The following is an 18,786-nucleotide window of genomic DNA, read 5'->3' on the forward strand; positions in this document are numbered from 1 at the left end:
GCCCACGCCCACGCCTACCGCCTGATCTCGTACGCCTGCTTCTCGATGAGCCTGCCGTCCCGGAAGCAGAACCGGAACACCGGCTCGTCCTCCAGGCTGTCACCCGATTCGGTGGACATCAGCACCAGGCAGCCCGCGCCCTCCGGCCGCGGCGGACCGCCCTTGTCCAGACCCTGCGTGAACACGCTGTCCCCGCTCGGCAGGCCGTCCCGCACCTCCTGCTCCGGAGTCCCGACCGTGATCGCGTCGTACTCGGACCGGTCGATCATGCCCTTGGTCACCGAGGACGCCAGCAGCGCCACCCCCGCCCCCACCACGATCACCAGCAGCACCACCGCCGCGAAGGCGATCCCGCAGCCCAGCGCGGCCCCGCCGGCCCGGCTCCGCCCGCCGCTCGCCAGCTCCCGGTCCACCGCGGCCCAGTCCATCGGCGGCGTGCCGGCGGGTATCCCGGCGGGCACGCGCTGCTGCCCGAAGTCGTCCGCGATCCCCTCGGCGTACCCGGGCGCCCACCCCGGCAGCACCCCGTCGGCCCCCACGACCGACCCCGCGGGCAGCGCCGGGACCGCACCCCGCACCCCCGGCTCCGGCCGGCCCGCGGGCTCGGACCCGTACGGCAGTACGCCGGCCACCCGGAACCCGCCGCCCTCCACCGGCCCGGCGTGCACCATCCCGCCGACCAGCCGGGCCCGTTCCCGGAGCCCCGTCAGCCCCTGGCCGCCCGAGACCACCTCGCCCGGACCCGGCGCCGGCACCGGCCCGTTGGAGATCTCCACCACCAACGAGTCGTCCTCGTAGCGCAGTTCCACCGCGATCGCCGCGCCCGGCGCGTGCTTGTACGCGTTCGTCAGCGCCTCCTGCACGATCCGGTACGCCGCGTGGTCCCCGGCCGCGGGCAGCGGCCGCGGCCGCCCCGCCCTACGCAGCGCCACCTCGGTACCCGCCGCCCGCGCGGCCGCGACCACGCCCTCGATCCCGGCGACCCCGCGCGCGACCTGCTCGTCCTCCCGCGCCGGGGCCTCGATGCCGTCCCGGAGGATGCCCACCACCTCGCGCAGCTCGTGCATCGCCGCGACCGAGGCCTGCCGGAGCACCCCCACCGCCTCCCGCTGGCGGTCCGTCAGCGCCGGGTCCACCTCCAGGGCGCCGGTGTGCACCGAGATCAGCGCCAGCTGGTGCCCCAGGCTGTCGTGCATGTCCTGGGCGATCCGCTGCCGCTCGCGCAGCCGCGCCTGGCCCGCCACCATCACCCGCTCCCGCATCAGCCGCGCGTTGCGCTCCTGCAGGGCGTGCAGCAGCGTCCGCCGCTGGGACCAGTAACGGCTGGCCAGACCGGGCGTCAGCACGGTCGCCAGGTACATCAGCGTGGTGAACACCACCAGCAGGATCGGCGGCGCCTCACCCCACTCGACGGCCGCCGTCCCGCCCACGTACAGCAGGAAGGTGAGCGCGAACACACCCACGGCCCGCCCGGCCCCGACGATCCGCCGGCCCGCCGACCAGCCCAGCATCAGGGTCACCAGCAGGGTGCCGGGCAGTACCGCTCCCAGCGCGGCCGCGGCCAGCAGCGTCCCGGCGGGCATCCGGCGCCGCAGCAGCACCAGTGCGATCACGGTCAGCGCGGACGCGGTCTCGCGGAGCGCGCTCCCGCCGTCCAGCTCCTCGACGGCGAAGCCGACGAGCACGATGACGGCGGCGGCGACCAGGTCCCCGGCCAGCGCCCGCCGCGTCCACGGCTCCGGCCCCTTCAGCCATTCCCATCCGGCCCGGACCCTCGCATGCACATCCACGCGACCGAATCTAGGCAACGCCCGCACCGCACCCCAGCCCTCTTTCGTCGCGCCCCCGCCGACGAAAGTCGCCCGCCGCCCGCGGCCGCCCGGCCCACCGGTCTCCGTCGAGCCGACGGACCCCCACCGCACCGGACCCCACCGCACCGGATCCCACCGCACCGGACCCCACCGCACCGGACCCCACCGCACCGGACCCCACCGGATCCCACCGGATCCCACCGGAGCGCCCAACTGCCGTGCACGGCCCGCAGGAACGAAGAAACCCCCGATCCGGATTTCTCCGGATCGGGGGTTCTCTCTGTGGGCGAGGGGGGATTTGAACCCCCACGTCCCGAAGGACACTGGCACCTGAAGCCAGCGCGTCTGCCGTTCCGCCACTCGCCCGAGCAGCGTCCCAGTGGTTCTTCCCTTTCGGGCCGTTCCCCTGGCGACATCGGAACATTAGCACGTCAGAGACGGTGGATTGAAATCGCTTTCCCCGCCGCCCCCTCGGCACCCGCCGCACACCGCTCCCGCCCCTCCCCGGCCCCGTACCGGAGGACCTCCCGCCGGCTCCGCGGCCGTCCGCCGTCCCCCTCTTCGGACAGCCCCTCCCGCACTGCCCTCCCGGTGCGGGACACTGGCCCTGGGCCGCCCCTACGATCCCTAGTGAGGAGCAACACTCCTCACCGCGGGCCAGGAGGGGAACCAGCCGAATCCCCCACGCGTGGATACGATCAGTAAGCAGTTCAGCAATCAGTACAGGGCGACAGGAACGGAGGAGGTGCCCCCATGGGAGTCCTGAAGCGGTTCGAGCAGCGACTCGAAGGTCTGGTGAACGGCACCTTCGCCAAGGTGTTCAAGTCCGAGGTCCAGCCCGTCGAGATCGCCGGCGCGCTGCAGCGCGAGTGCGACAACAACGCGACGATCTGGAACCGTGAGCGCACCGTCGTCCCGAACGACTTCATCGTCGAGCTCTCCGCCGGCGACTACGAGCGCCTGAGCCCGTACTCCGGCCAGCTCGGCGACGAGCTCGCCGGCCTCGTCCGCGACTACGCCAAGCAGCAGCGCTACACCTTCATGGGTCCCATCAAGGTGCACCTGGAGAAGGCAGACGACCTCGACACCGGCCTCTACCGGGTCCGCAGCCGCACCCTGGCCGCCTCGACCTCCCAGGACCGGCCCGCGCAGCCGCACCAGCCGCAGCACCCGCAGCAGGGCGGCTACGGCTACCCTCCCGTCGGCGCCCCGCCCATGCCCAGCGCCCCGCCGCCCGGTGCCCCCCAGCGCCGCCCCGGCGGCCCCGCGGGCCCGGCCCCGGTGCCCGGCAGTGCGGAGATGCGCCGCTGGATCGAGATCAACGGCACCCGCCACCAGATCTCGCGCCCCACCCTCGTACTCGGTCGCAGCACCGAGGCCGACGTAAGGATCGACGACCCCGGCGTCTCGCGCCGGCACTGTGAGATCCGGACCGGAACGCCCTCGACGATCCAGGATCTCGGGTCCACCAACGGCATCGTGGTGGACGGGCAGCACACCACCCGCGCTACGCTCCGCGACGGCTCGCGGATCGTCGTGGGCAGCACCACCATCATTTACCGGCAAGCCGAAGGGTGAAGCGGGGGCAATGTCAGAGCTGACCCTTACGGTCATGCGGTTGGGTTTCCTGGCCGTACTGTGGCTGTTCGTCATCGTGGCCGTCCAGGTCATCAGGAGCGACCTGTTCGGGACGCGGGTGACCCAGCGCGGCGCGCGCCGCGGTGGCGGCGGTGACAGCCGTGCCACGGCTGCCCAGGGAGGCCGGCAGGCCGCCGCGCCCCCGCAGCAGCGCCAGCGCCGCGGGGCCCCGACCAAGCTGGTCGTCTCCGAGGGCACCCTCACCGGCACCACGGTCGCGCTGCAGGGCCAGACGATCACCCTCGGCCGTGCCCACGATTCGACGATCGTGCTGGACGACGACTACGCCTCCAGCAGGCATGCCAGGATCTACCCCGACCGTGACGGCCAGTGGATCGTCGAGGATCTCGGGTCCACCAACGGCACGTATCTCGACCGGACCCGCCTCACCGCCCCGACGCCCATTCCGCCGGGCGCCCCGATCCGCATCGGCAAGACCGTCATCGAGCTGCGGAAGTAGTACGAGAATGAGCGAGCGGAGCGAGCGAGCCGCAGCGGACCGGATCCTCGGGGAACCGGACCCGCGCGCGCTCCCGACCGGAGGGTGGGCAGTGTGGCTCAAAACCGGTTGTACCCGACGGGCGAGGTGCGCATGAGTCTGTCCCTGCGGTTCGCCGCCGGATCGCACAAGGGCATGATCCGCGAGGGGAATGAGGATTCCGGCTACGCCGGCCCGCGGCTCCTCGCGATCGCCGACGGCATGGGCGGCCAGGCCGCCGGTGAGGTCGCCTCCTCCGAGGTGATCTCCACCCTCGTCCAGCTCGACGACGACGTCCCCGGCTCCGACCTGCTCACCTCGCTCGGCACCGCCGTGCAGCGCGCCAACGACGTGCTGCGCGTGATGGTCGAGGAGGACCCGCAGCTGGAGGGCATGGGCACGACCCTGACCGCCCTGCTGTGGACCGGCCAGCGGCTCGGCCTGGTGCACGTCGGCGACTCCCGCGCGTACCTGCTGCGCGACGGGATCCTCACCCAGATCACCCAGGACCACACGTGGGTCCAGCGGCTGGTCGACGAGGGCCGGATCACCGAGGAAGAGGCCACCACCCACCCGCAGCGCTCCCTGCTGATGCGCGCGCTGGGCAGCGGCGACACCGTGGAACCGGACCTCTCCATCCGCGAGGTGCGGGCCGGCGACCGGTACCTGATCTGCTCCGACGGCCTCTCCGGCGTGGTCTCCCACCAGACCCTGGAGGAGACCCTCGCCGACTACCACGGCCCGCACGAGACGGTGCAGGCGCTGATCCAGCTCGCCCTGCGCGGCGGCGGACCCGACAACATCACCTGCATCGTCGCCGACGTGCTCGACACCGACAGCGGCGACACCCTGGCCGCCCAGCTGAACGACACCCCGGTGGTGGTCGGCGCGGTCGCCGAGAACCAGCACCAGCTGTTCGACGGCGGCGCCATGCAGACCCCGGCCGGCCGGGCCTCGGGCCTGGGCCGCCAGAGCCCGCCGCCCGCCCCCGGCGCCTTCGGCCCGCCCGGCAGCGGCGAGGCCCCCGGCTACGGCTCCGGCGGCTACGGCGGCGGTTTCGGCGAAGCCGACGGGTACGCCGACGAGGGCGCGTACGAGGACACGTACGACCACCCGCGCCGCCGGCGTGCCAAGGGCGGCAAGCGTTGGATCGGCCGCACGCTGATCGTGCTGCTCGCGCTCGGCGTCATCGGCGGCGGCCTGTACGCGGGCTGGCGCTGGACGCAGACCCAGTACTACGTGGGCGTCAAGGACGAGCACGTCGCGCTCTACCGCGGCATCAGCCAGACCCTCGGCCCGGTCAAACTGTCCGAGGTGGAGAACGACCACCCCGAGATCGAACTGAAGTACCTGCCGCCGTTCAAGCGGAAGCTGGTGGAGGGCTCCATCGGCGAAGGCAGCCTCGACGCCGCCCGGAAGAAGATCGACGAACTCCAGTTGCAGGTCAACGCCTGCAAGAAGGACGAGATCCGCCGGACCGCCGAGGCGAAGAACCAGACTCCGCCGGCCGACAGCGCCCTCACGCCCGAGGAACAGCAGCTGGTCAGCGTGTGCGGAAAGCAGTAACAGCAGTGGCGGCAGTCACACGCGGGCACAGGGGGCCCGCCACACCATGAGCGTTGTCACCAACACGACCACCATCGGAGCCATCGAGCTCCCCAGCAGACGGAACACCGAGCTGGTGCTGCTCGGCTTCGCCGTGGTCATCCCGATCTTCGCCTACGCCAACGTGGGCCTGGCCATCCACGGCGAACTGCCCCCGGGCATGGTCGTCTACGGTCTGGCGCTCGCGGTCGTGGCCGGCATCGCCCACCTCGTGGTCCGCCGCTTCGCCAAGTACGCCGACCCCCTGCTGCTGCCCCTGGGCATCCTGCTCAACGGCCTCGGCCTGGTGCTGATCTGGCGCCTGGACCAGTCGGAGCGCCTGCAGAACCTGGCCAAGCGGGCCTTCGGATCGTTCTCCGAGTCCTCGCCGAACCAGATGCTCTACACCGCGCTGGGCATCGCCCTGTTCTCCGGCGTGCTGCTCGTCCTCAAGGACCACCGCACGCTGCAGCGGTTCACGTACATCTCGATGGCCGCCTCCCTGGTCCTGCTGATCCTCCCGATCATCCCGGGCCTCGGCGCCGACGTCTTCGGCGCCAAGATCTGGATCAGCGTCGGCGGTTTCTCCATCCAGCCCGGTGAGTTCGCGAAGATCGTCCTCGCGGTCTTCTTCGCCGGCTACCTCATGGTCAAGCGCGACGCCCTGGCCCTGGCCTCCCGCCGCTTCATGGGCCTCTACCTGCCGCGCGGCCGCGACCTCGGTCCGATCCTGACGATCTGGGCCGTGAGCCTGCTCATCCTGGTCTTCGAGAACGACCTCGGCACCTCGCTGCTGTTCTTCGGCATGTTCGTGATCATGCTGTACGTGGCCACCGAGCGGACCAGCTGGATCGTGATCGGCCTGCTGATGGCGGTCGGCGGCGCCGTGGTCGTCGGCTCCTTCTCCAGCCACGTCGCCTACCGCGTCAACGCCTGGCTGGACCCCTTCGCCTGCTACACCACCTCGGGCGCCTGCGAGCAGGTCGGCCAGTCGATCATGAGCTTCGGTTCCGGCGGCGTCCTGGGCGCCGGATGGGGCCAGGGCAACTCCGACCTGATCGGCTTCGCCGCCAACTCCGACTTCATCTTCGCCACCGTCGGCGAGGAGCTCGGCCTCGCCGGGGTCATGGCCTTCCTCATGCTCTACGGCCTGATCATCGAGCGCGGCGTACGCACCGCCCTGGCCGCCCGGGACCCCTTCGGCAAGATGTTCGCCATCGGTCTCTCCGGCGCCTTCGCCCTCCAGATCTTCGTCGTCGCCGGTGGCGTCATGGGCCTCATCCCCCTCACCGGCATGACCATGCCCTTCCTCGCGTCCGGCGGTTCCTCCGTCCTCGCCAACTGGGCCCTCATCGGCATCCTCATCCGGATCAGCGACACCGCACGCCGCCCCGCCCCGGCCCCCGCACCGTCCCCCGACTCCGAGATGACCCAGGTGGTCCGCCCGTCATGAACAAGCCACTGCGCCGCATCTCGATCTTCTGCGGGCTGCTCATCCTTGCGCTGCTGGTGCGGACGAACTGGCTCCAGTACGTCAAGGCCGAGGAGCTCTCGACCCGCAAGGAGAACCGCCGGGTCTCGATCGCCCAGTACGCCCAGGAACGCGGAAACATCATCGTCCAGGGCAACCCGATCACCGGCTCGACCGTGACGGACGGCAGCGACTACAAGTACAAGCGCACCTACGTCGACGGCCCTATGTGGGCCCCGGTCACCGGCTACGCCTCCCAGGCGTTCGGCTCCACCCAGCTGGAGTCCCTGGAGGACGGCATCCTCACCGGCAACGACGACCGGCTGTTCTTCGACCGGACCATCGGCATGTTCACCGGCGAGAAGAAGGCCGGCGGCAACGTGGTCACCACGCTGAACGCCGCCGCGCAGAAGGCCGCCTTCGACGGGCTCGGCAGCAAGAAGGGCGCGGTCGCCGCGATCGACCCGCGCACCGGCGCGATCCTGGCCCTGGTCTCCACGCCCTCGTACGACCCCTCCAGCTTCGCCGGCAACTCCAAGAACGACGAGAAGGCCTGGGTCGAGCTCAAGGACAGCGAGGACAAGAAGCTGGTCAACCGGGCCATCCGGGAGACCTATCCGCCCGGCTCGACCTTCAAGGTCGTCACCGCCGCGGCCGCGCTGGAGCACGGCGTGGTCACCGACATCGACGCCCCCACGGACACCCCCGAGCCGTACATCCTTCCCGGCACCCGCACGCCGATGGTCAACCACGCCAAGGGCTGCGAGAAGGCCAGCCTCAACGAGGCGCTGAAGGTCTCCTGCAACTCCGTCTTCGCCAACCTGGGCGACAAGGTCACCCGCGACAAGATGGTGGAGACCGCGGAGAAGTTCGGCTTCAACGACGACAAGATCGACACCCCGGTCCGCGCCTTCGCCAGCGTCTACGACAAGACGATGAGCAAGGACGGCAACGCGCTGAGCTCGATCGGCCAGTACAACACCGCCGCCACCCCGCTGCAGATGGCCATGGTCGCCGCCGCCGTCGCCAACGACGGCAAGCTGATGAAGCCGTACATGGTGGACCGGCTCACCTCGCCGAACCTGGACGACATCGACCGGCACAAGCCGGAGGAGATGAGCCGGCCGCTCTCCGCCGAGAACGCCCAGAAGGTGCAGTCGATGATGGTCAACGTCGTGGAGCACGGCACCGGCGGCAGGGCCAAGATCAGGGGCGTGACCGTCGGCGGCAAGACCGGCACCGCCCAGCACGGCGAGAAGAACTCCAAGAAGCCGTACGCCTGGTTCATCTCGTACGCCAAGACCGACCAGGGTTCCCCGGTCGCCGTGGCCGTGGTGATCGAGGACAGCTCGGCCGACCGTGAGGACACCACCGGTGGCGGCCTGGCCGCCCCCGTCGCCAAGGCGGTCATGGAGGCGGTCATCAAGGGCCAGGGCTGAGCGACCGGCACGGTCGGTACCGGTCCGGTATCGGCCTGTGGTCACGAACCGATCTCCTGCGATCGGCCGGTAGCCTTTGCCCGAACAGCACACCGCCGGACCACACACGGGTGCGGTCGGGACTGACGGAGAGGGCTGGAAGTTATGGAAGAGCCGCGTCGCCTCGGCGGCCGGTACGAGCTGAGCCACGTGCTCGGCCGAGGTGGCATGGCCGAGGTGTACCTCGCCCACGACACCCGGCTCGGCCGTACCGTCGCCGTCAAGACCCTGCGCGCCGACCTCGCACGCGACCCGTCCTTCCAGGCCCGGTTCCGCCGCGAGGCCCAGTCGGCCGCCTCGCTCAACCACCCCGCGATCGTCGCCGTCTACGACACCGGCGAGGACTACGTCGACAACATCTCCATCCCGTACATCGTGATGGAGTACGTCGACGGTTCCACCCTGCGCGAGCTCCTCCACTCCGGCCGGAAACTGCTGCCCGAGCGCACCCTGGAGATGTGCATCGGCATCCTCCAGGCCCTGGAGTACTCGCACCGGGCCGGCATCGTGCACCGCGACATCAAGCCCGCGAACGTCATGCTCACCCGCACCGGCCAGGTCAAGGTGATGGACTTCGGCATCGCCCGCGCCATGGGCGACTCCGGAATGACCATGACGCAGACCGCCGCCGTGATCGGCACCGCCCAGTACCTCTCCCCGGAGCAGGCCAAGGGCGAGCAGGTCGACGCACGGTCCGACCTGTACTCCACCGGCTGCCTGCTCTACGAACTCCTCACCGTCCGGCCGCCGTTCGTCGGCGACTCCCCGGTGGCGGTCGCCTACCAGCACGTACGGGAAGAGCCGCAGCCCCCGTCGAACTTCGACGCCGAGATCACGCCCGAGATGGACGCGATCGTCCTGAAGGCGCTGGTCAAGGACCCCGACTTCCGTTACCAGAGCGCCGACGAGATGCGGGCCGACATCGAGGCCTGCCTCGACGGCCAGCCCGTCGCCGCCGCCGCGGCCATGGGCGCCGCCGGCTACGGCTACCCCGACCAGGGCGGCTACGGGCACCAGCAGGGCTACGACCAGCCCACCACGGCCCTGCGCACGGCCGAGCCCGGCCAGACCTCGATGATGCCGCCGATGCCGCCCGGCGGCGACGGCCACTATCCCGACCACGGCTACGACCAGGGCGGCTCGCGCCGGCGCGGCGGCCAGAAGAAGAACCGCGCCTCCACGTTCCTGCTGGTCGCCGCGGGCCTGCTGGTCCTCGTCGGCGCGATCCTGATCGGCCGTGTGGTGTTCAGCGATACCGCGGACAACCGGCCCCAGGTGCCGAAGCTGGTCGGCGAGACCTTCGACAACGCCACCCGGAACGCGGGCAACGTCGGGCTCAAGGTGGTCAAGGAGGCCGAGGAGCCCTGCGACACCCAGCCCAAGGGCATGATCTGCTCGCAGAACCCGGAGGCGGGCGGCCGCCTGGACGACGGCGGCGAGATCAAGGTCAAGGTGTCCACGGGCGCGCCGAAGGTCGACGTGCCGAACGTGGAGGACCTCCAGTTCGCGGACGCGGAGCGGAAGCTCCTGGAGAAGGGCTTCCAGGTCCAGCGGACGAACGAGGAGTCCGACCGGGCCGCGGGCATCGTCATCAAGCAGAGCCCGAAGGGCGGCACGGCCGAGAAGAACTCCGTGATCACGCTGACCGTGGCCAAGGAACAGTCCAAGGCGGTCGTCCCCGACCTCAAGGGCATGAACGAGAGCCAGGCCAGGAAGGCGCTCAAGGACGCCAAGCTCAAGCTGGGCAGCACGACGGAGGTCGAGTCTCCCGCGACGCCGAAGACCATCGTCAACCAGAGCCAGCCCGCGGGCACCGAGGTCGAGCCGAACACCGTGATCAACGTGGACATCGCCAAGGCGGCCGCCGCGCAGGTCCCGGTGCCGAACCTGGCCGGCCGGACCGTGGGCGAGGCGAAGGCACTGCTCACTGCGAGCGGTCTGCAGGTCGGCCAGGTGATCGGAACGGCGACGGACGACGGCGCACGGGTCGCCGGCTCCTCGCCGCAGGCCGGCCAGCCGGTCGCACCGAACACCCAGGTCAACCTGTTCACGGCAGGCGGCGGCCAGCAGGACGGCGGCGACAACCGCGGCGGCGGCTTCTTCGACTTCGGTCGCAACAACTAGCCGCAGAACAGTGACACCGGAAGGCCGGGCCCCCCGGGGCCCGGCCTTCCTGCATCCCAACTGCCGCGCTGCGCGGCCGCGCTCAGCGCAGTTCGGCCGGCGGCGTGCGCTTCGCGTCCACCTTCTCCGTGCGCACCAGCTCGCCCCACACGACGTAGCGGTACTTGGAGGTGTAGACGGGCGTGCAGGTGGTGAGGGTGATGTAGCGGCCGGGCCGGTCGCGGCCCGCTTCCCGCGGCACCGCCGCGAGCACGTTCACGTTGTACTTGGAGGTCTGCCGCAGCTCGGCGAAGACCTTGTACACGTACCAGGTGTCCCGGGTCTCGAAGACGATCGGGTCGCCGTCCTTGAGCCGGTGGATGTTGTGGAACTTCGCCCCGTGCCCGTCCCGGTGGGCCGCCAGCGAGAAGTTGCCCGAAGGGTCCCACGGCAGCGCCGACTTGACCGGGTCGGTGTAGTAGCCGGCCACCCCGTCGTTGATCACGTCCGCCGAGGTCCCGCGCTTGACCAGCACCTCGCCGTTGCGCATCGCCGGGACGTGCAGGAAGCCGATGCCCCCGGCGGTGTCCAGCGCGCCCGGACCGGCCCCGGGGGCCGGCGAGGAGGACGGCGCGGGCGCGGCCGTGCGCCAGCGGGCGCGGACCTCGTCCGCCCTGGCCTGCGCGTTCCTGTCGGCCAGGACATTGGTCCACCACAGCGAGTAGACGACGAACAGTCCCAGGACCAGACCCGCGGTGATCAGCAGCTCGCCCAGCAGGCTCAGGAAGGCCGCCAGGCGGTGGCGGCGGGGACGGGCAGCAGCATGTCCGGTAGGCGGCACTGCGGGGTCCTCACGTCTGTTCTACGAGCGTCTGCGGGTGCTACGCGCCCGAGAGCGCGGGCGGAGCGCCCTGGCTCCGCGGGCGTTCGTCGACCATCCTGCCCCATACGACCATCCGGTACGTGCTGGTGAACTCGGGGGTGCAGGTGGTGAGGGTGATGTACCGGCCGGGCCCGGTGAAGCCCGATCCCTCCGGAACCGGCTTGATCACCGAGACGTTGGAGGGCGGGGTCTGCGGCAGCACCGAGGTCATCTCGTAGGTGTAGTACGCGTCCCGCGTCTCGACGACGATCGGGTCCCCGGGGCGCAGCCGGTTGATGTACCGGAAGGGCTCGCCGTGGGTGTTGCGGTGGCCCGCCACCGCGAAGTTGCCCTTCTTGTCCGCGGGCATGGCCGACTTGAGCGCGCCCTCGGCGTAGTGCCCGACCATGCCCCGGTCGAGGACCTTGGGCTTGCTGGTCCCCTCGGCCACCGGGACCTTCACGTCCAGCTTGGGGATGTACATGATGGCGAAGCCCTGGCCGGGCGAGAACGCGGTGACCGACGGGGCCGGGGAACCCTTGTCCCAGTCCTGCCGGAGCGAGCCCGCCGCCCCGTTGGCCTGCCGCTCGGCGATCACGTTGGTGTACCAGAGCTGGTAGGTGACGAAGAGCAGCATCACCACGCCGGCGGTGATGAACAGTTCGCCCAGGGCCCGGCTGGCGATCACCAGGGGCCCGCCCCGGCGCCGCCGCCGCGCCCGCTTGGCCGCCTCCCGGTCGGCCCTGCGCCGCGCGGCCCGGCCCCCTGGGGGCGCGGGCGGCGCGCACGCGGTCATGCGACGGCCTTGCCCACCACCGGGGCCAGCCCCACCGAGCGGTCCACCGCACCCGCGTCGCCGCACCGCACCAGCCAGTTGGCCAGCATCCGGTGGCCCCATTCGGTGAGCACCGACTCGGGGTGGAACTGGACGCCCTCGACCTCGTGTTCGCGGTGCTTGAGGCCCATGATGATGCCGTCCTCGGTCCAGGCCGTCACCTGGAGCTCCTCGGGGACGGTGGCCGGCTCGGCGGCCAGCGAGTGGTAGCGGGTGGCGGTGAACGGGGAGGGCAGGCCGGAGAACACCCCGGCGCCGTCGTGCATCACCGGCGAGGTCTTGCCGTGCAGCAGCTCGGGGGCGCGGCCGACCACGCCGCCGTAGGCCACGGCCATGGACTGCATGCCCAGGCAGACGCCGAAGACCGGGACCCCGGTGTCGGCGCAGTGGCGGACCATGTCCACGCAGACGCCGGCTTCCTCGGGGGTGCCGGGACCCGGGGAGAGCAGCACGCCGTCGAAGCCGTCCTGGGCGTGGGAGAGCTCGACCTGGTCGTTGCGGAGCACCTCGCACTCGGCGCCGAGCTGGTACAGGTACTGAACGAGGTTGAAGACGAAGCTGTCGTAGTTGTCCACAACCAGAATGCGCGCGCTCACCGGCTAGCTCCAGATCCCTCGTCGACGGTCACATCGTTGAACGGGAGCAGCGGCTCAGCCCATGGGAAGACGTACTGGAACAGCACGAACACCACGGCGAGCACCAGCACCAGGCAGATCAGCGCGCGTACCCACGCGCTGCCCGGCAGGTGCCGCCAGATCCAGCCGTACATTCCGCCCGTCGTCCTTCCCGTACCCCCTGTGTTCTTCCGGACCAGCCTAAGGGCTGGGGCGCCCGACCGGTCTTGCGTCTGTCAGTTCGGCCCACACCACGAGACGGTGGCTGTGTCCCCACTCGGGGTCGCAGGTGGTCAGGGTCAGGTAGCGGCCGGGTGCGGTGAAGGGGGAGCGCCGGGGCACCGGGTCGACCACCGCGACGTCCGTGGGGAGCGTCCGGAGCGGCCTGTTCCTGATCGTGTACGTGTACCTCGTGGTGCCGTCCTCCACGACGACGGCGTCTCCCGGGCGCAGTTCGGGGAAGTCCTTGAAGGGGTCGCCGTGGGTGCGGCGGTGCCCGGCCACGGCGAAGTTGCCGGTGCCGCCGAGGGCGGCGGTGCGCGCGTAGTGGCCGAGGCCCTTCTTGAGGAGTCCGGTGCCGGTGCCCTCCAGGACGGGCTTGACCCAGTCCGGGCCGAAGCGGGGGATGCGCATCTCGGCGAAGGGCTCGCCAGGGGCGTAGGCGGGGGCCGGCGGCGACGCGGCGGGGGTCCCGGGGCTCTGTGACCCCTGGGGCGTGTGCGGCGCCTGAGGGGCCTGTGGAGCGCCTTCCGTGCCGGGGGCGGGGACTGCGGCCGCGGCGGCCCAGCGGTCGCGCAGCCGGTCGCGCTGGCCCGCCATGGCCTGGTCGGCCTTCACGCCGGTCCACAGCAGGACGTAGGCGACGAACAGCACGATCAGGGTGCCGGCGGTCAGGCAGACCTCGCTGAAGGTCCGCACGGCCAGCCGTGCGAACCGTGCGGGGTCGGGCCGCGCGGTGTCGGGGTGCGCGGTGTCGGGCCGCGCGGTGTCGGGGTGCGCGGTGTCAGCGGGATGCGGTCGCGCTCTCCACGGGCTTCGCATAGTGGAGGTCCACTGTGCCGGAGTAGCCGGGCAGTGTCAGCGCCTTGTGCTCGTCCACTTTCCAGCCCAGACCGTAGGCGTTGACGTACAGCTGGTAGTTCTGGATCGCCGGGGACGCGGCGAGGGACTTGCGGAGCGCCGCCGGGTCGCCGACGGCGGTGACCTTGAACGGCGGGGAGTAGACCCGGCCCTGGAGGATCAGGGTGTTGCCGACGCAGCGCACCGCGCTGGTGGAGATCAGCCGCTGGTCCATCACCTGGATGCCCTTGGCGCCGCCCTGCCACAGCGCGTTCACCACGGCCTGCACGTCCTGCTGGTGGATCACCAGGTCGTTGGGCTGCGGCTCGGGCACGTTGGGGATGCGGGCCTTGGCGTCGGGCGGGGCGTCGTTGAGGGTGACCGACAGGGCCTTGCCGGTGATCTCCTGGGTGCCCGCGCCGGCCTGCAGGGCACGGAGCCTGGCGTCCTCGGCGTCCGAGCTGCCGTTGTCGCGCTCGGCGAGGGCGTCGACCTGCTTGCGGAGGGCTCCGGCGCTCTGCTCCAGGGCCGTGTTGCCGCGGCTGCGCTCGTGGATCAGGTCGGACAGCTTGCGCATGGAGTCGTCGGTGCGGATGTTCGTACCCTTGGAGGTGTTGAAGCTGGTCACGAAGATCAGCCCCGCCAGGGCGAACACGGCGGCCGTCAGCAGCCGGACCGTTCCGGCCCGGCCCCGGGGACCCTTGGAGGAGTCGTCGGAATTGCTCAACGTACCCTTCTCCTTCAACACGCTGAAGACCCACTACGCTAACGGACGCCCGGGGGAGGCAAAGTCCCCAGCGCATCGACAGGAGAACCCCTCGTGCCGAAGTCACGCACCCGCAAGAAGGACGACTACACGCCGCCGCCGGCCGCGAGGCAGGCGCAGGCCATCAAACTGACGAGCCGCGGCTGGGTCGCCCCGGTGATGCTGGCCCTCTTCCTGATCGGCCTGGCCTGGATCGTCGTCTTCTACGTGACCGATACCCAGCTGCCGATCGAGGCACTCGGCAATTGGAACATTGTCGTCGGTTTCGGATTTATCGCTGCAGGTTTCGGCGTCTCCACCCAGTGGAAGTAGCGAGCACGCCGAGGGCCTGAGCGCAAGTTCTCCCCTGAGTTATCCACAGCGCTATCCACACCTGAGGAAAAGATACGAAGGTCTGTGGATAAGTAAGTGGGCGGCCCCGCGTTGACGCCGGTGTGATCAGTCTTGGGTCTGACCGATCACCGGATCACGCGGGGCGTACGGCGCTCGCGGACGACGCCCGGCCCACAGCCGTACGGGGCGCCGCCCACAGCCGTACGGGGCCCGGCCCACAGCCATACGGGGGTCTGGCCCACAGCCGTACGGGCCCGGCCCACAGCCGTACGGGTCAGGGCGTCAGCTCCGCCGTGCGCAGCAGGATGAGTGCCAGGGACGCGCAGAGGACCAGGACGCAGGCCGACCACTGGGCCGCGGCCCGCTTCCGGCGCGCCTCCGGGCTCGGCGCCACCGCGGCGGGCCCGACCATGCCCGCCCCCATCACGGCGCCGGCCACCAGGCCGCCGATGTGGGCCTGCCAGGACACGCCCTCCGGGATGAAGGTCATGGCCAGCATCAGGGCGAGCATCACGCCCACCGGCCGCATGTCGTACTTCAGCCGCCGCATCAGCACGGCGGTCGCCCCGAACAGGCCGAAGATCGCGCCGGAGGCCCCGAGGGTGGCCTGGTTCGGCGCGGTGAGCAGATAGACCAGCGCGCTTCCGGCCAGGCCGGACAGCAGGTACACGGTGAGGTAGCGGGCCCGGCCGAGGGCCGCCTCCAGGGGACCGCCGATCACCCACAGGCCGAGCATGTTGCTCGCGATGTGCCACCACTCCTGGTGCAGGAAGACCGAGGTCAGCAGCCGGTAGTACTGGCCGGAGGAGACCCCTTCGACCGGTCCGCCGAAGTACTCGGCGTACCGGCCCAGCAGCCCCAGGTCGAGCGCGAGCGCGGGGTTGGCGAGCACCGCGAGGAAGACCGCGATGTTGATCCCCATGAGGATCTTGGTGACCAGGTGCGGGTCGCCCGCGGTGAGCGCACCGCCCGCGATGTTGCGCGGCACGGCGGCGGGCGCGCCGCGGACGCACTCGGGGCACTGGTAGCCGACCGAGGCGCTGATCATGCAGGTGGGGCAGATGGGCCGGTCGCAGCGGGTGCAGCTGATGCCGGTCTCGCGGCCCGGGTGCCGGTAACAGGTGTCCATCGGTTCCCTCGGTCGGCGGCGCGCGCGTGGCGGCGGAGCGGCGGAGCGGGACGGCGCCCCACCGGTCCGGTACACATCGAGTACGGACGGACGGTGCGCGTTGGTTCCCGTGCGGGCGCGGCCTAGCGCTTCTCGACGACGACGGACTCCAGGACCACGTCGGCCAGCGGGCGCTCGGTGCGCGCGTTGGTGTCGACCCGGGCGATGTCGTCGACCACCTTCTGGCTGGCCTTGTCGGTGACCTTCCCGAAGATGGTGTGCTTGCGGGTGAGCCAGGCGGTCGGGGCGACGGTGATGAAGAACTGGGAGCCGTTGGTGCCCGGCCCGGCGTTGGCCATTGCGACCAGGTAGGGCTCGGTGAAGGCGAGGTCGGGGTGGAACTCGTCCGGGAACTGGTAGCCCGGGCCGCCCGTGCCGTTGCCCAGGGGGTCACCGCCCTGGATCATGAACCCGCTGATGACGCGGTGGAAGACGGTGCCGTCGTACAGCCGCTCGGTGGTCTTCCGCCCGTCCTCCGGGTGGGTCCACTCGCGCTCACCGGTGGCCAGCTCGGTGAAGTTGCGGACGGTCTTCGGCGCGTGGTTCGGCAGCAGCTCGATCTCGATGTCGCCGTGGTTGGTCCTCAGGGTGGCGTAGAGCTTCTCGGCCACGGATCTGCCTTCCCATAGTCATCACTGTCGGTTCCAGATCCTCGCACGGTGTGCCGCTTGGTCAAGAAATCGCCGGAATCGGCCACCCGTATGCCCTGTCATACAGGCCGCGCGCCGTTATGGCGGGCATGATCCGGGAAAGGGTGGAAAGGTGAACTGTGTCCGCCACCGAGGAGGAGGATCCCGTGACCCCGAAGGACAGTGCGCACGCAGCGGCCGAAAGCGCGAAGGACGCCGTGCGCTACGCCGCGGACGCAGTGGTGCCGTATGCCGAGACCGTCCGGGACGCGGCGGTGCACTACGCGACCGAGGCGAATGACAGGCTGACCCCGAAGGTGTCCTACGCAGCCCAGGAGGCGGCGCGCCAAGCCCGTTCCGCGTATGACTGCCACCTGCACCCGCGTATGAAGGCTGCCCGGTCGCACGTCCCCGCGAACATGGACCGGGCGGCGGTCATGGCCGTCCACAAGACCCGCGAGGCGGCCCGGCAGGCCGCCGACTACACGACTCCCAGGATCGAGCAGGCGATCGCGGCGGGCCGCCCCTACGCGGAGGAGGCCGCCTCCCGGTCGACCGCCGCGTACGCCGCGCTGCGCGGGCAGGTCTCGGCCAAAGAGGTGCAGAAGCTGGTGCGCCGCCACGAGCGGCGGGCCAAGTGCGGTCACGCGCTGAAGTGGGTCGCGGTGACCGGTGTGGTGATCGGCGCCGCGTACGCGGCGTGGCGGTGGTGGGACAAGCAGTCGAACCCCGACTGGCTGGTGGAGCCGCCGGCCGCGACGGAGCTGTCGGAGCGGGACTCCGAGCCGCCGAACCTCGACGACGAGCTGAGGGCCAAGGAGGCGGACGCCTCCTCCGACTCCGACGACCAGCGTTAGGCGCGCCGCCGGGCAGGGCGGGCAACCGTCCGGCGGGACGCAGGGCAGGAACGCCGGAAGGGGCCCGGATCCACATCGGATCCGGGCCCCTTCCGGCTTTCTGCTTTCGGCTTCCGGGGTACGCGCCGCGGGGCCTCAGCCGGTCTGCTTGCGGCCGGTGTCCTCGTGCTTGGACGGGACCGGCGCCGACCGCTTGGCGGTACCGGGCGTCACGTGCGGGGAGACCGGCTTCTCCGGCATCGGCCCGCGCAGGACGTCGTGCTGCGGCGGCGCGGACCGCTTGGCCGCCTCGGGGGGCGTGTGGGTGGTCGGCTGCGCCGGGTGCGGCGTGGCCGGCCGGGACTGCGCGGCCATCCGCCCGGGTGCCCCGGACGGCTCCCGGGAGCGCTCGCCGGCCGGTTCCCCGGACCGGCCGGTTTCCTTCCCGGCCGCCCCGGCCTTCTTGTCGTGCTTGAGGAAGTCGAAGATTCCCATGGTGGTGCGCCTCCGGCTGGTTGCCCCCTGGGCTGTGCGCCTTCCCCCACTCTCGGTCAAGGCAGCCGGGACCGCCCCCTGACCGCGCCCTCCCGTGGGCCGCCGGGGCCTACTGGCGGGCGCGGCGGGCGGGCCGGGGGCTGTCGGCGGGCACCGCGAGGTCCCCCTCGACCAGCTGCTTCAGCCCGTGCAGCAGGGCCTGCCGGTCGCCGTCGGAGAGGGAGGCCAGGGCCTCCCGGTGGACCCGGTCGACGATCCGCCGGCTCTCCGCCGCCGTCTCGGCGCCCTTCTCGGTGACGGCGATGATGCGCGCGCGGCGGTCCTTGGCGGACGGGCGGCGTTCGGCCAGGCCGGCCTTCTCCAGAGCGTCCACGGTCACGACCATCGTCGTCTTGTCCATGTCGCCGATCTCGGCGAGCTGGATCTGGGTGCGCTCCTCCTCCATGGCGTGGACGAGGACGCAGTGCATGCGCGCGGTCAGGCCGATCTCTGCCAGCGCGGCCGACATCCGGGTGCGGAGCACATGACTGGTGTGGTCCAGCAGGAAGGAGAGGTCGGGCTCGGTACGGGCGGGTGCCATCGCGGTCATGGGACCAGCCTAGCAATCATCCCCAAACAAATAGTCT

Annotated in this window: 18 protein-coding genes, 1 tRNA gene and 1 pseudogene; 8 read left to right on the forward strand and 12 right to left on the reverse strand. The window is 71.1% G+C overall.

Translation table 11 applies throughout. The annotated features are described in order from the left end of the window. Positions 1-14: 14 nt before the first annotated feature. Entirely contained in the window at positions 15-1,790 is a 1,776-nt protein-coding gene (locus tag AB0O36_RS09015) for a histidine kinase (protein ID WP_365106245.1), read from the reverse strand. Between the two features lie 304 nt (positions 1,791-2,094). Beyond that, positions 2,095-2,177 (reverse strand) — tRNA-Leu (locus tag AB0O36_RS09020). A gap of 387 nt (positions 2,178-2,564) precedes the next feature. Between AB0O36_RS09020 and AB0O36_RS09025 the strand changes: the two genes are divergently transcribed. The 6 genes from AB0O36_RS09025 to pknB all read left to right on the forward strand — a co-directional run bounded on the left by AB0O36_RS09025 (position 2,565) and on the right by pknB (position 10,584). Next, a complete protein-coding gene (locus AB0O36_RS09025; RefSeq protein ID WP_365106248.1) occupies positions 2,565-3,389 on the forward strand; it encodes a DUF3662 and FHA domain-containing protein in 825 nt (274 codons plus the stop codon). A gap of 10 nt (positions 3,390-3,399) precedes the next feature. Beyond that, on the forward strand, positions 3,400-3,909 hold the full coding sequence (locus AB0O36_RS09030; protein WP_365106251.1) for an FHA domain-containing protein: 510 nt from the start codon (positions 3,400-3,402) through the stop codon (positions 3,907-3,909). A gap of 132 nt (positions 3,910-4,041) precedes the next feature. Then, positions 4,042-5,493, forward strand: a complete 1,452-nt coding sequence (locus tag AB0O36_RS09035) for a PP2C family serine/threonine-protein phosphatase (RefSeq protein WP_365106254.1) — start codon at positions 4,042-4,044, stop codon at positions 5,491-5,493. Positions 5,494-5,539: 46 nt separating this feature from the next. Further along, positions 5,540-6,964, forward strand: coding sequence for an FtsW/RodA/SpoVE family cell cycle protein (locus AB0O36_RS09040; protein WP_365106257.1), 1,425 nt, complete (start codon positions 5,540-5,542; stop codon positions 6,962-6,964). Beyond that, positions 6,961-8,421: a penicillin-binding protein 2 gene (locus tag AB0O36_RS09045; protein ID WP_365106260.1), complete on the forward strand. Its 1,461-nt coding sequence runs from the start codon at positions 6,961-6,963 to the stop codon at positions 8,419-8,421. The genes AB0O36_RS09040 and AB0O36_RS09045 overlap by 4 nt, the downstream gene beginning before the upstream one ends. Positions 8,422-8,565: 144 nt before the next feature. Further along, complete coding sequence (gene pknB, locus AB0O36_RS09050) at positions 8,566-10,584, forward strand: Stk1 family PASTA domain-containing Ser/Thr kinase (protein ID WP_365106262.1); 2,019 nt, start codon at positions 8,566-8,568, stop codon at positions 10,582-10,584. Positions 10,585-10,666: 82 nt separating this feature from the next. Here the strand turns inward: pknB and AB0O36_RS09055 are convergent, their stop codons facing one another. The 6 genes and pseudogenes from AB0O36_RS09055 to AB0O36_RS09080 form a co-directional block, all read right to left on the reverse strand. After that, complete coding sequence (locus AB0O36_RS09055) at positions 10,667-11,404, reverse strand: class E sortase (RefSeq protein ID WP_365106265.1); 738 nt, start codon at positions 11,402-11,404, stop codon at positions 10,667-10,669. 40 nt (positions 11,405-11,444) lie between these two features. Further along, positions 11,445-12,152 (reverse strand): annotated as a pseudogene (locus tag AB0O36_RS09060) (class E sortase); the annotation flags it as partial. Between the two features lie 65 nt (positions 12,153-12,217). Further along, positions 12,218-12,856, reverse strand: a complete 639-nt coding sequence (locus AB0O36_RS09065; protein ID WP_365106268.1) for an aminodeoxychorismate/anthranilate synthase component II — start codon at positions 12,854-12,856, stop codon at positions 12,218-12,220. Continuing rightward, the gene (locus AB0O36_RS09070) at positions 12,853-13,029 is read right to left on the reverse strand and encodes a hypothetical protein (RefSeq protein WP_365106270.1); all 177 of its coding nucleotides are present in this window, start codon (positions 13,027-13,029) and stop codon (positions 12,853-12,855) included. The genes AB0O36_RS09065 and AB0O36_RS09070 overlap by 4 nt, the downstream gene beginning before the upstream one ends. Positions 13,030-13,075: 46 nt before the next feature. After that, positions 13,076-13,915 carry a class E sortase gene (locus tag AB0O36_RS09075; RefSeq protein ID WP_365106273.1) on the reverse strand — a complete coding sequence of 280 codons (840 nt, stop codon included), beginning with the start codon at positions 13,913-13,915 and terminating at the stop codon, positions 13,076-13,078. After that, positions 13,878-14,660 carry a DUF881 domain-containing protein gene (locus tag AB0O36_RS09080; protein WP_365106276.1) on the reverse strand — a complete coding sequence of 261 codons (783 nt, stop codon included), beginning with the start codon at positions 14,658-14,660 and terminating at the stop codon, positions 13,878-13,880. Before AB0O36_RS09080 ends, AB0O36_RS09075 begins: the two co-directional genes overlap by 38 nt. A gap of 93 nt (positions 14,661-14,753) precedes the next feature. Here AB0O36_RS09080 and crgA point away from each other — a divergent pair, with 93 nt between their 5' ends. Beyond that, complete coding sequence (gene crgA / locus AB0O36_RS09085) at positions 14,754-15,011, forward strand: cell division protein CrgA (protein ID WP_365106279.1); 258 nt, start codon at positions 14,754-14,756, stop codon at positions 15,009-15,011. Positions 15,012-15,306: 295 nt separating this feature from the next. Here the strand turns inward: crgA and AB0O36_RS09090 are convergent, their stop codons facing one another. Beyond that, entirely contained in the window at positions 15,307-16,161 is an 855-nt protein-coding gene (locus tag AB0O36_RS09090; protein ID WP_365106282.1) for a rhomboid family intramembrane serine protease, read from the reverse strand. 122 nt (positions 16,162-16,283) lie between these two features. Then, positions 16,284-16,811, reverse strand: coding sequence for a peptidylprolyl isomerase (locus AB0O36_RS09095; RefSeq protein ID WP_365106285.1), 528 nt, complete (start codon positions 16,809-16,811; stop codon positions 16,284-16,286). 185 nt (positions 16,812-16,996) lie between these two features. Here AB0O36_RS09095 and AB0O36_RS09100 point away from each other — a divergent pair, with 185 nt between their 5' ends. After that, complete coding sequence (locus AB0O36_RS09100; RefSeq protein WP_365106288.1) at positions 16,997-17,686, forward strand: DUF5324 family protein; 690 nt, start codon at positions 16,997-16,999, stop codon at positions 17,684-17,686. Between the two features lie 135 nt (positions 17,687-17,821). Here the strand turns inward: AB0O36_RS09100 and AB0O36_RS09105 are convergent, their stop codons facing one another. Together AB0O36_RS09105 and AB0O36_RS09110 are read right to left on the reverse strand one after the other, a co-directional pair. Further along, positions 17,822-18,160 (reverse strand): hypothetical protein, encoded by a 339-nt coding sequence (locus tag AB0O36_RS09105; RefSeq protein WP_365106291.1) that lies wholly within the window; start codon positions 18,158-18,160, stop codon positions 17,822-17,824. Positions 18,161-18,269: 109 nt separating this feature from the next. Beyond that, a complete protein-coding gene (locus AB0O36_RS09110; protein ID WP_365106294.1) occupies positions 18,270-18,749 on the reverse strand; it encodes a MarR family winged helix-turn-helix transcriptional regulator in 480 nt (159 codons plus the stop codon). Positions 18,750-18,786: the final 37 nt, after the last annotated feature.

Source organism: Streptomyces sp. NPDC089799 (assembly GCF_040684755.1).
GTDB lineage: Bacteria > Actinomycetota > Actinomycetes > Streptomycetales > Streptomycetaceae > Streptomyces.

Coding starts and splice junctions, on each gene's coding strand:
- AB0O36_RS09045 (WP_365106260.1), top strand. CDS start 6,961: ATGAACAAGCCACTGCGCCGCATCTCGATCTTCTGCGGGCTGCTCATC.
- AB0O36_RS09040 (WP_365106257.1), top strand. CDS start 5,540: ATGAGCGTTGTCACCAACACGACCACCATCGGAGCCATCGAGCTCCCC.
- AB0O36_RS09110 (WP_365106294.1), bottom strand. CDS start 18,749: ATGACCGCGATGGCACCCGCCCGTACCGAGCCCGACCTCTCCTTCCTG.
- pknB (WP_365106262.1), top strand. CDS start 8,566: ATGGAAGAGCCGCGTCGCCTCGGCGGCCGGTACGAGCTGAGCCACGTG.
- AB0O36_RS09035 (WP_365106254.1), top strand. CDS start 4,042: ATGAGTCTGTCCCTGCGGTTCGCCGCCGGATCGCACAAGGGCATGATC.
- AB0O36_RS09025 (WP_365106248.1), top strand. CDS start 2,565: ATGGGAGTCCTGAAGCGGTTCGAGCAGCGACTCGAAGGTCTGGTGAAC.
- AB0O36_RS09070 (WP_365106270.1), bottom strand. CDS start 13,029: ATGTACGGCTGGATCTGGCGGCACCTGCCGGGCAGCGCGTGGGTACGC.
- AB0O36_RS09075 (WP_365106273.1), bottom strand. CDS start 13,915: ATGCGAAGCCCGTGGAGAGCGCGACCGCATCCCGCTGACACCGCGCAC.
- AB0O36_RS09105 (WP_365106291.1), bottom strand. CDS start 18,160: ATGGGAATCTTCGACTTCCTCAAGCACGACAAGAAGGCCGGGGCGGCC.
- AB0O36_RS09030 (WP_365106251.1), top strand. CDS start 3,400: ATGTCAGAGCTGACCCTTACGGTCATGCGGTTGGGTTTCCTGGCCGTA.
- AB0O36_RS09090 (WP_365106282.1), bottom strand. CDS start 16,161: ATGGACACCTGTTACCGGCACCCGGGCCGCGAGACCGGCATCAGCTGC.